Here is a 12,336-nt window from a genome sequence, read left to right on the forward strand (position 1 = left end):
TTGTTCCTTACGACTTATTGTGTTATATTTTTTATATAAACTCTAGCGACTTCTGAATCTGAATATTCTCTCGCGGTTTTATAACCCATTTCTACAATATTTGATATTTCATCAATTTCTTTTTTGGTTATTCTATTCAAGATACTATGCAGTTCTTTATCATTTCCCTCTTCACATAAAAAACCATTCTTTTCACATTTAATAATCCCATCAACTCCACCGTTTTTGGAAGCAATAGTCAAGCAACTAGCAGCCATGGCTTCAAGGTACACCAAGCCAAATATTTCATTTGTACTAATCATTACAAAAATATGTGTATCTTCAAGTATTTGCATAACTTTATCTCTTGAAACACGTCCCCAAAAATGAACTTTGTCAGCACAGTTAAGGTTTTGTGCTAATTCTTCCAGTTCTGTGCGGGAAGCACCATCTCCCACAATGTTAAACTCCCACTTTACATCTTTTATTTCTGATAGTGCCTTTATTGTGGAGTCTATATTTTTATAAGAAACTAGTCTTCCGACATAAGTAATTTTCCACGTTTTAATGTTCCTATATTTTTCTGTATTAAGCCTATAATTTTTCAAATACTCATCCGGTACGCCCGAATTACACACAAATGGCAATTTATCTAACTTAAGTATCTCCTTTATCTGTTTTGCCTGAGATAGAGATCTTGCTCCTAATGAATCTATATTTTTCAAGTACTCTTCAGCATTAAATTTTGGCGATTCAATATATCCTGTCCCATGTAAAACTACTGCTGTTTTACAATGATATATTGTTTTTAATTCCGAAATTATCTCCATTTGTGGACTTGCCCAATGTCCTGTTATTACATCTGGTTCAAATTTTTCTTTTTTCAAAGTAGCTACAATTTTATTTACTTGTCTTTTTATAACATTATCGCTAGGCTGTGAATGAGGAATAAACTTTTTTATTGGAAGACGAAATACTTTTACTCCATTATCTTGGTATTCTTTTTCTTTAACTGCATCATAATCAGAAATTGCGAATCCCATCCTTGCTGCTAAAGATTTTTTCAATTTCTCTGGAATTTCATGAATTACTCTAGGATAACAATGTGAATTGTGAATAACAAGCACCTCGTGTCCCTGTTTCTTCCACTCTTTCACAAATGAATTCACAATATTAGTAGATGTATCCTTGTTACCCAAAAATTCATCTTTATATACTGAGGTCAGCATTAATATTCTCATCTTACTTCTCCTTGATCGTTTCAATGAATTTCTGTGGATTGTCAAACAAATGAGAATATTTTCCTATTGTTTCATCGTTCCATTCCCACCAAGTTGTTTGCAATAGTTCTTTACTTGTTTCTTCATCAAACCTATTTCTAATTTTTTTTGCAGGATTTCCAGCCCATATTTCATATGGTGGAATGTCATGTGTAACAACACTCCCAGCTCCCACAACTGCTCCCACTCCTATTGTTATTCCTGATAAAACAGTTACTCCTGCGCCAATCCACACATCCGAGCTAATTACTATTTTTTTATCAGAAATATCATCAAATTTTGCAAAATTTTTGTTCAAAACATTCTTTCCCTTATGAAAAACCGGAGACGACGAAACTCTTTCTATTGGATGCATTGCACCGCCTAATCGACAATTATCTGCTATTGAAACAAAAGAGCCTATATCGCAATTTAAAATAAAGCAATCATGCCCACAATATGAGTACCTATTTATACTTGAATTATTCATTTGCGTACCCGAACAAATCTTCGCATTTTTATTTACTTGGCAATTCGTTAAAGCTGCCGGATTAAAGATAGTTTTTATTCCTTTAGCAACTATACGTTTTAAATCCATTATTTTTCTCCAAAATTAACTATTAATTTTATTTAAAATGTTTCATTATTATATCGTATCCAGTTTTTGTTGAATAATACTTGTTCAAATAATTCCACTCTTTATCAGCTACATCTTGTATTTGCATAATTTTTCCCACACATTCAGCAAATCCTTTTATATCATTGCTTTCACACCCGTTTCCAAATCCAGCCTCTTCTATAATTCTTCCTATATCTGTATTCGGATCTGTACATGCTAAAACTGGAATTTTTGCTTGCATATAACTTAATACTCGACTTGGAAAATTAGGAATTGTAAAACGATGATCCAAAAAAATCATTCCTACATCACATGCCCCTACCATAGTATCGTAATCCTCCTGGGGTAATCTTTTCATCAATCTTATATTATTCTGATTGCTGTCCTTTACAAATTTCTCAATTTTTCCATATTCGGTGCCATCTCCTACAATAAGGAAATAATTATCTTTACTGTTTTCTTGGCTATGTAAACACTCTATCAAAAAATCTATTCCTTGTGGTTTTCCCAAGTTACCACCATAAACAAACACTTTTTTTTCTAAAGGAATATCATATTTTTTTCTAATGTATCTACGTTCTTCTTCGTTTATAGATTTATCCACTACTTCAATACAATTTGGACATACTTCCACTTTATACTCATCAATCTCTGGGTTGTTTTGTTTTACATATTCTACATTCGCCGGGCTCATACATCCAATATAGTCTGATAAGCCATAAAGCTTTTTTTCTTTGTTACGGAAAAATTTATACAAAATTCCCTTAATACCAGATTTGCTCATCATGCCTATATCTACTGCATTCTGAGGGAAAATGTCTTTAAGCAAAAGATATGTTTTTGCATTATCTCTACGCCTTACATATTCTATTGCATTGCAAAACGTAATCGGAGGTGTCGAGTACATAACAAGATCAAATTTAACATTTGAATAATATTTTTTTATTGCTTTAATAAAAACTGGCTCTATTGACAACTGGGCAAGACCTTTTTCTATTAAACTTACCATTCCTGTTACATTTCCGGTTCTCACATGAAGCATATGAATTCCATTTTTTTCTTCATACGCTGTCTGAAGTCCTGTTCTTTTTTCATATGGACTAATAGTGTATACAGAATGTCCAGCATCACGAAAATATCGTAATAAATCGCAATATATTGTATGTTCTTCAACATTATCCATTTTTCCTATTGTCATAAATAAAACATTCATTTATATTACACCTCAAAATTCTTTATACAAATTTCATTGTACTTCATCATATAAATGTCTGATTTGTATGTTCCAATAACTGGCTTGTTACTATTTCCCTCAAGATTGTTTTCTATCAGTTTCATATGGTCACATCCACACTCATACGCATGAGGATATCCCCCGCCAAAACGTGGATTGACTTCTGATATATAATACTCTCCATCAATGTCAAAAATATCAATATCAATCTGACCCCTATATCCCGCTTTTGAAACAAATTTCTTAATTAGATCAAATAACTTATCATCCTTAAACGAAACAGCTTTATCGGTTTCTCCAGCTCTCATTTTTAATTTTTTCTTCGTAAAAATAGAAACAATTTCTCCAGAAACCATATCAATATATACATCTGCACCTATTTCCTGTCCATTAAGAAATTCTTGAATCATAAGTCCCTCATCATGTGCAAATAACAATTCTACTGTTTCCTTATCATAAACTTTTGAAATAGCAATACTTGCGCTTCCTCTCGCCGGTTTCACAAATACTGGATATGTTATTGTTTTATTATCAATATCTTTATAGAACTCTTCCTTATCCATATAAGATTTTGCACAATTGTATCCATTTTTGTTAAGCCACAAAAACATCTGATATTTGTCTAACGACATTTCACACAATTCATATGTAGAACCAATTACTTTTACACCGATATCTTTAAATTTTTTTTCATTCTGAGCAAGCAATGATAATTCTGGATCTATTAATGATAAAACACCACTGATGTTTTCTTTTTTACATATATCAAAAATAATGTCTATATATTCCGGATCTGTCATTTTAGGAACAATATAATACTTATCTGCTTCATATATTGCAGGTGCCAGTTTACTCATATCAGTTGCAACAACCTTCCCATTTCCCGCAAGCGTTTTTACAAAATATTCAACTATTTTATTTCTGGTTCCCGCACTTAAAATCAATATATTCATAATATGTTACTCCCTTAATTACTTATTACTATTTTCATTCTTTAACTTTTCTGCACGTATTTCTGCCATATTACCTTCTGTTTTATTCGTATCGGCTGCAATATTGCTATGTGATAAAATTTTTTTTACCGTTTGAAATATAATTTTCATATCTCCTAAAAACGTGATTTTTTCAGTGTACTGAACATCCAACTCAAATCGTTTATCCCAGTCTAAATAATTTCTTCCATTAACTTGAGCTAAGCCAGACAAGCCAGGTCGAACATCATGTCTGTGTCGTTCTCGTTCTGTATACCAAGGAAGATAAGATGGCAGCAACGGTCTTGGTCCTAAGATGCTCATATCGCCTTTGGCTATATTAAACGCTTCTGGCATTTCATCTAAGCTAGTTGCTCTAAGCATTTTCCCAAATTTGGTAAGTCTTTCACTATCTGGCAATAAATTTCCATTTTCGTCTTTTGCATCTGTCATTGTTCTAAACTTATATAATTTAAATATTTTTTCATCTTTTCCTGGTCTATCCTGCGTAAAAATCACTGGAGAACCCAATTTCACTCTAACCAATATTGCAATTATCAGATAGAGCCATGAAAAAACTATTATTGCTATTAAACTACATATCAAATCTAATGGTCTTTTTATATATTTTTCATATGGTCCATATGGCTTATGCTTTATTTTTTCCATTACAAATTCCTCTATTTTACTCGAAGCAACACTTTATTACTTCAATAATTCTATCCTGCTGTTCTACTGTCATTTTATTATCACTCGGCAGGCATAAACCTCTTGTAAAAATATCCATTCCTACATCAGCTACACCACCTGCAATGTAAGCATTTGATCTTGCACGTCCATTTCCATCTCTGACAACAAACGGATTTAAACGATAAATCGGCTGCATATGCATTGGCTTCCAGATTGGTCTTCCTTCAGCATTAATAGATGCAATCGCTTCCAGAATTTCTGTCGGGCAAGACTTTCCTGTTTCTTTTACATAGCACACCTCCTGCTCGCCACGAACTTGTTCGCACATTGCTTCTTTATCAATAATCAGGCAAGACAACCAGTAGTTTGGTTCAGAGTTTTCCAGATCTATCGGATTCATAGACACTGGCAGCCCTTTTAATCCCTCTTTATATCTCTCATAAATTGCTTTCTTCTGTGCAATATGCTCATCCAGATAAGGGAATTGCCCACGCACTACACCTGCAACAACATTACTCATGCGGTAGTTGTATCCCAGTTCTTCATGCTGATACCATGCAGCATTTTCTCTCGCCTGAGTAGACCATTTACGCACTTTATTTGCTGCTTCTTCATCATCAGTCAGGAAACATCCACCTGAACTTCCTGTAATGATTTTATTTCCATTAAAAGAAATCGTATTATATTTTCCAAATGTTCCTGTCTGAACACCTTTGTATGTAGCACCCATGGATTCTGCAGCATCCTCAACAAGAATTGCTCCATGTTTTTTTATGATTGCATTCAATTCGTCAATCTTTCCCGGTGTACCATAAAGATGAGCTATTACTACTACTTTTGTATCTGGATAAATTTCAAAAGCCTTTTCCAAAGCTACCGGGTCCATATTCCATGTATCGTATTCTGTGTCAATGAATACCGGTTCTCCACCTTCATACACAATCGGATTAACAGTCGCATCAAATGTCATATCTGAACAGAATACTTTTTTACCTTCTAATGCACCATGTCCTACTTTTGGCATTCCATATGCTTTAATTCCTGCTAATTTCATAGATAAGTGTAAAGATGCTGTTCCGGCTGACAATGCAACCGCATGTTTGCAGCCAATATATTCACAGGCAAGTCTTTCAACTTCATTGATATTTTTTCCAACTGTTGACATCCAGTTTGTTTCGTATGCTTCTTTTACATATTCAATCTCCGGACCATGCATAGTCGGACTGCTTAACCAAACCTTTGATTCAAATTTTTCAAAATTATTGTTCTCTTTAAACATATGTAATTCCCTCTTTTATATCGTTCTATGTTGTGGCTATTCTTTATGCAATCTCTTTATTTACCTCTTCCGGTGTCTTGAATGTTGGCACGACACTTCGGAGAGCTTCTTTTGCGATCGAATCATCTCCTGTATCACAGGCATTTCTAAGAGTCTGAATTTTTTTATTAATTTCTTCCTCACTTACTGGTGTATCTCTTTCTATAAAGATCATGCTGTTGTCTGTCTTATCCAGTTCTTCTGTCTTAACTAACAATTCCTCATATAACTTTTCTCCCGGTCTTAATCCCGTTTCAATAATTTCAATTCCCTGGACACCAGATAAACGGATCATATTTTCTGCCAGATCCATAATCTTAACCGGCTGTCCCATATCCAGAACAAATAATTCTCCATTATTTGCAATCGCCCCACTCTGAAGAACGAGCTGTGAAGCCTCCGGAATTGTCATAAAGTATCTGATAATTCTCTTATCTGTAACAGTAACCGGACCGCCGTTAGCAATCTGACGCTTAAACAACGGAATCACTGATCCCGCACTGCCAAGTACATTTCCAAATCGTGTAGCACTATATTTTACTTTTCCATGTGTACTTGCACTCTGCACGATCATTTCACACATTCTCTTTGTCGCACCCATAACGTTGGTTGGATTGACTGCTTTATCTGTGGATACCATCATGAAGCGTTCTGCTCCATATTCTTCGCAAAGCTCTACCAGATTCTGTGTACCAAACACATTGTTATAGATAGCTTCTACACAGTTATGCTCCATCAGCGGAACATGCTTATGAGCTGCCGCATTGATAATGATCTGCGGATGGTATTTTTCAAATACTCTTTCAAGTGCTTTTCTATGGGTAATAGAGCAAATTTCAATCTGTAAATCTAAGCTATTTCCATACGCTATTTTCAATTCCTGCTGAACGTCATAAGCACCATTCTCATAAATATCAAGGATAATAATTTTCTTCGGCTGCATCTTTGCCAACTGTCTGCACAGCTCCGAACCAATAGAACCGCCACCACCAGTGATCAGCACAATTTTGTCCTTGTAGTATGCATTTGTTCTCTCATCAGAAACTACCAGTGGTTTTCTGAATAAAAGTTCTTCAATATCAAATTCTCTAAGATGTCTTTTTCCTCCTGCTGCATACACAGTCGGATAATCATATACTTTCAATTTATATCCGGCATCTTTGTAATAATCATAAAGTGCCTTCTTTTTCTTAGCGTCCATTGATGGGATTGCAAAAATAATTTCCTGTACCTCAAATTCTCCCAAACGCTTAAATGTTGCTTCATCTTCCGACCATACAGGAATACCATGTATATCTCGTCCAACTTTTTCTCTATTAATGTCAATGAAGCATCTTGGTATATATGCTGCTTCCGCATTATTTAAAAGTTCTTCTGCCAGACTTACACCAACTCGTCCAGCACCGATAATTGCAACTTTGATCTTCTGTACTTCCTTTTCATTTCCTGCTTCAATTCCAGAAAATATATGTAATAATATAGAAAGAAATTTTCCTCTCGCTGTTTCCTGATTTCCACATTTATACGCATAGCGATACATCATGCGAAGTGCTAAGGCTCCTAAAAGATTCAAACTAACCAATGAAAGCAATCTAGCAAATGTAATTTTTTGAACTGGAAGCAGGAGTTCCAAACCCAGATACGCTACAAAAGCGATAGAATCAGTAAACAACAAGCGGATATAGCACTGAATCCCACCATATCTCCATACTTGTCCATAAATTTTACCCAAAAGACGTGCTGTAAAAATACACAGGACAGATAAAGCAACTTGCTGGCAAATTCCAACAAGCGATAATTTATCCATTCCTCCATATAAGACTAAAAGAATTATTGCTACTACTGCGTATACAACCAAGTCGTACCCGACAAGCATCCATCGTATATTCGGCGTACCCTGATTTGTACGATTCATTTCCATATTTTTTTCATTTGATTGACTATTCATTGTGTACCCCCCCCACGAAAATCGGAGAGGTTTTCATCCTTTCACTTTTTTATTTTTTCACTGTTTGCTTGTAAGTGGTGTAAACAAAACAGTTCCCTGCTCTGTTTCAGTTCCAATTTGAAGTACGCTTGTTGATTTCACAATCGTTCCAGATTTTAATGTACAGCTATCTCCAATAAAGCTATATGGCTCCACTACTGTATTAGCACCTATAACTGTTGCCTGACCGATAGTGCTTCCACAACCAACAACTGCTCCCGGCTCAACAATGCAACCAGGCATTAAATTAGCTGATGGAGAAATTGTAGAATCCATATGAGCTAAAACCGGAATATTATAAAGTGCTTCTAATTTCTTGTTCCATTCAAGTCTTTCTACTCCATCATCACATGCTGCTATTGCATATCTATATTCTGGATAAAAAGTTTCTACATCTTCCAGTTTCCCAATAGCACCTTCTCTGTCGTTATCTACAAAGGAGATTGCCTCAAAGCAGCCCATCGACTCTGCTATTTCCTTTACATAATCTCCATATCTTTCTGAGGCAACAATCAATAATTTCTTTTCCATATACATCACTCCCTATATATTCACTTGTTATTAATCATATTCTTTCTATAAAACCGCTTACTTTATTTGTGTTACTTTTTTAATCAGAAAAGTTCTATCATAACCATAATATTGAGTTTGAAAAATCGGTTTCATACCATAATCCATGTAGACTTTTAGAGCAATGGTATTCGCTGGGTGTACTGTGGCAACTAATGTATATTCAGATATATCTTCTAAATAACTACACACATGTTCTATCAACTTTTTTGCATAGTTTTTTCCTCTACATTCCTTCCGTACCATCGTCCACCCAAGCTCATATAATTCTCCATTGGTTGTATAAACCGATTGTAGAATTTCTTGTAAAGTCAGGCTATTTTTCAAGCTCAAATCAATAGCCTGCAAACCCAATATTTTATCTTTTTGCATTATCGCAACCACAATACCATTGCTTAGAATTACTGGTAATTCAGTGTCAATATCCTCAATTATGAAGAAATCCTCTCGTTCAAGACTATTATGTTGCTCAACAACAAAATCTTTAATATTATCAAAATCAGAAATTCCCATTTTCTTTATAGATATTTCATCAGAATCATTGTTACTATTAAACTGTAATTTACTATTTTCCTTCTGCACCGCTTGCACTACATCCTTCAAAATTCATTTTTTTCATTTCATCTTTTACAGCCATAGAAGATACTCGCAAAAGGTATTCATTTATACTTTGACTTCCGCTTTCTTCAATTAAACGCTCCCATAGATGTCTAATCTCTTTTACTCGTCTTTCATCAAAATCAATTTCCCCACCTAATGTAGTTGCATTTCTGTTATCCAGACTAACACCTCTGATCAGACGTAATTCTCCATTGGAATGTTTAGTAGCAAAAAAACCTTTACCAATCCACTCCTGCTGTTCAACTGTCAAAGTGTCTATAGAATCAATCGCAAAAACTGTAGTATTTTTACATATAGCATTCTCTTGACAGTAATATTTCAAACGAATTAAAAAATCTTTAACAGACTCATCCACAACTTCACGACGCAGTATATCTTTCTTGTTTTTCATAACACACAGTCTACGTGTCTTAATTCCCTCGTTGTCCATTGATTCCATTTTTTTGACCCATGCGTTTTCATATGCATCGCTGAAATCCAATTCATCGTCCTGCCAAAATGTCATCGCCCAGATTTCACCTGAAAAATTCGTCCCATTAATACTGTGATCATTAATAATTGAATCCCCAGCCTTTGTAAGCTCACCATAATAATCGTGTCTTGACAATGCACCAGAACGTGCCCCCATTATCCTGTCATTCATAGTATTAATGTATAATCTCATAGAATTGAGATATATTTCTTTTTGTTCTGAATTTTCCAGCATGTAAATCCGTTTATACAAATCATCTAGTTTTAGGCTTTCTTCAATAATTAGCAGTTCATTTTTCAGATTTGCATATTCATCTTTTAAGTCCGCATATTCTCCATCCGTTTTTTCCTCATATTCATCTAAAATAAACTTATTGGAAAACTCACTTGTTAAAAACAAAACAGAAACATCTGCAACTAAAATAGCAATGCCCTGATCAATCGTCATACTATTCCACTTTGTCAAAATAAGTGGAATAATAAACGTACTAATAATCTGACACACAAATACAACTGTCTGTATAGTCTGGGCTTTACTTTGCTTATCTTTTTGTGCGCTCATAATTAGTTAATTTCCTTTTTTACACTTGACTTCACTGAATCCACAAGTTTTATAAGTTGATTCATAACTTCTTTTGTTTCATGTCCTGATAAATCTGCTGATTCTAGCAAATACATCATATAGCTACTGGTTATGCCGCCATCAATTTTCAAGGTAGTCTCATTCGCATATTCATTATCAATCAGCGAAAGCACAGCCTTTGCAACATCTTTAGCTTTTCCATATTGACTGATTGGCGTACATTTATTCGCTAATTCCACAATATTTCCCTCTACCACTGATTCACTTTGCGGAATCCATCCAGGCGCAACACAATTAACTCTAATATTCCGGTATGGTCCCAAATTATTTGCAAGGGATTTACTTAAATTTTCAATAGCAGCTTTACTAGCATTGTATGAAATAGTTGCAAAAGCCCCTTCAAAAGCCGCACTGCTGGTAACATTAACTATGCAACCATTTTCAACAATGTTGTCTTTCAAACCAATCACAATTGCCGCAATGGCCGCTACATTTGCATTCATGACTCTTGAAAATTCCACATAGTCAAAATCAAAAAATTCATGTCTTAATCCTTTGTCCGCAGTTTCCGCTAACGTCGCATAACAATTTACAATGGCTGTATATTTCCTATTTGAAACCTGTGAAATAAAAGTATTTACAGTTTCGCCAGATGAGTAATTAATCTGAGCAAATTCTATTTCGGAAGATATACCATTGTCCTCAACGAATTTTTCTCTATTAATAGAATCTCCCTCATATCCTGCAACAACATAGTATCCTTCATTAATTAATAAAAGAATGCTTTCTCTAGCAATTACACTGTTATCAAATCCCATTACTAATGCACTTTTTTTCATTAAATTCTCCTCCTATGGGTGTAAATATTTATATGGTTCACTTGTTCCAATTTCCTTTAACAACTTACGAACAGCATTACACTTTACAAGATTTTGACCATCAAGTTTTCCTGATTCATTTACAGTTTCTCCAAGACAATATCCACCACAATGTAGTTGAGCCGGACATGACTTGCAGTGTAACATTTCTGTTGATTTACGCATATTTAAGCGTTGTATCTTTTCATAATCCAAATCAAATTCATTAGAACTTTCATTCCATTTCCCTACAATAAATGGTGACATATGATATGCCTCTGCTCCCAATACAACCATATCGCACGCTGATATGTATCCGTCAGGGGTTAAATGCGGAGCTTCTAATGGTGTGCAACATCTACAATGATAAGGAGATTCTCCATCAAAATTGATTGACAAAAAGCTTCCCCAAAACATACCTTTGCCCTTTGCATAGTAAAAAGCCTTTATATATTCTGATAAATACAAATCCATATCAAAATGGTACGCTTCTTTTTTCTTAATGTCCTGACATACAGGAACTCGCCCAACAGTATAGAAAAGAGGATTAGTCCACACATACCTGATTCCCAAATCATAGAAATAATCAACCATTTCCATCTGTTTGCTGATATTCTTATCCGTAATAGTGACCCTTGCTCCTACCATAAGATTACGACTATTCTTATTTTCAATAAGCCACCTTACGTTATCTTCAAGAACTTCTGCTGATGTACGTCCATTGTATAGATGAGCATATTGTGGATTTAAAGGTCTGTTATAATCCTGGATCTCTTTCATTCCATCAAAGGACATCCAGATGATGTTAAAGTTTTCTAATGCCCAACTACGAATTGCTTCAGTGAATACACCATTTGTCTGAATTTCTACAGTAACATCTGATCCCCTATTAGGATGATTTTTAGCATACTCTGTAATTCTCTTTAGCATTTCGAATTCTTGTGTAGGTTCTCCTGGACCATAAAATCTTATATGGCGACTTGGGTTATTATTGAAATACCAATCAATTCCATTTTTTGCGATTTCAAAATTTAAAGTCTGTTCAACAATACAGTTTCTTTCCTTTGCGTTGTAACAATACCGACAGCACAAGTTACATTTTGTTGTCAAAAAGAACGAAATCATTTTTTTGTTTGAATGTGGCATAATGCATCCTCCTTCCTAACAGAATGAAATA

The 12,336-nt window shown here is 34.6% G+C and carries 12 protein-coding genes; all 12 read right to left on the reverse strand.

Translation table 11 applies throughout. The features are described from left to right. Nucleotides 1-14: 14 nt before the first annotated feature. The 12 genes from NKF87_RS08075 to NKF87_RS08130 are packed head-to-tail and all read right to left on the reverse strand — an operon-like array spanning nt 15 to nt 12,305. A complete protein-coding gene (locus tag NKF87_RS08075) occupies nt 15-1,220 on the reverse strand; it encodes a glycosyltransferase family 4 protein (protein WP_253583413.1) in 1,206 nt (401 codons plus the stop codon). A 1-nt stretch (nt 1,221) separates the two neighbouring features. Continuing rightward, complete coding sequence (locus NKF87_RS14255; protein WP_301291668.1) at nt 1,222-1,836, reverse strand: CatB-related O-acetyltransferase; 615 nt, start codon at nt 1,834-1,836, stop codon at nt 1,222-1,224. A 28-nt stretch (nt 1,837-1,864) separates the two neighbouring features. After that, nucleotides 1,865-3,070 (reverse strand): glycosyltransferase family 4 protein, encoded by a 1,206-nt coding sequence (locus tag NKF87_RS08085; RefSeq protein WP_253583414.1) that lies wholly within the window; start codon nt 3,068-3,070, stop codon nt 1,865-1,867. Between the two features lie 5 nt (nt 3,071-3,075). Further along, nucleotides 3,076-4,044, reverse strand: a complete 969-nt coding sequence (locus tag NKF87_RS08090; protein ID WP_253583415.1) for an ATP-grasp domain-containing protein — start codon at nt 4,042-4,044, stop codon at nt 3,076-3,078. A gap of 18 nt (nt 4,045-4,062) precedes the next feature. Continuing rightward, nucleotides 4,063-4,731, reverse strand: a complete 669-nt coding sequence (locus tag NKF87_RS08095; RefSeq protein WP_253583416.1) for a sugar transferase — start codon at nt 4,729-4,731, stop codon at nt 4,063-4,065. A 16-nt stretch (nt 4,732-4,747) separates the two neighbouring features. Continuing rightward, a complete protein-coding gene (locus NKF87_RS08100; protein ID WP_253583417.1) occupies nt 4,748-6,031 on the reverse strand; it encodes a DegT/DnrJ/EryC1/StrS family aminotransferase in 1,284 nt (427 codons plus the stop codon). Nucleotides 6,032-6,074: 43 nt separating this feature from the next. Then, a complete protein-coding gene (locus NKF87_RS08105; RefSeq protein WP_253583418.1) occupies nt 6,075-8,018 on the reverse strand; it encodes a polysaccharide biosynthesis protein in 1,944 nt (647 codons plus the stop codon). A 57-nt stretch (nt 8,019-8,075) separates the two neighbouring features. Next, a complete protein-coding gene (locus tag NKF87_RS08110; protein WP_253583419.1) occupies nt 8,076-8,588 on the reverse strand; it encodes a PglB in 513 nt (170 codons plus the stop codon). Nucleotides 8,589-8,645: 57 nt separating this feature from the next. Then, nucleotides 8,646-9,209 carry a GNAT family N-acetyltransferase gene (locus tag NKF87_RS08115; protein ID WP_253583420.1) on the reverse strand — a complete coding sequence of 188 codons (564 nt, stop codon included), beginning with the start codon at nt 9,207-9,209 and terminating at the stop codon, nt 8,646-8,648. Then, a complete protein-coding gene (locus NKF87_RS08120) occupies nt 9,193-10,281 on the reverse strand; it encodes a hypothetical protein (RefSeq protein WP_253583421.1) in 1,089 nt (362 codons plus the stop codon). Before NKF87_RS08120 ends, NKF87_RS08115 begins: the two co-directional genes overlap by 17 nt. Before the next feature lie 2 nt (nt 10,282-10,283). Further along, nucleotides 10,284-11,141, reverse strand: a complete 858-nt coding sequence (locus NKF87_RS08125; RefSeq protein WP_253583422.1) for an SDR family oxidoreductase — start codon at nt 11,139-11,141, stop codon at nt 10,284-10,286. Nucleotides 11,142-11,153: 12 nt separating this feature from the next. Continuing rightward, nucleotides 11,154-12,305: a radical SAM protein gene (locus tag NKF87_RS08130; protein ID WP_253583423.1), complete on the reverse strand. Its 1,152-nt coding sequence runs from the start codon at nt 12,303-12,305 to the stop codon at nt 11,154-11,156. Between the last annotated feature and the right edge of the window lie 31 nt (nt 12,306-12,336).

The sequence above is a fragment of the Dorea longicatena genome (assembly GCF_024168045.1).
In the GTDB taxonomy this organism is placed as follows: domain Bacteria; phylum Bacillota; class Clostridia; order Lachnospirales; family Lachnospiraceae; genus Dorea_A.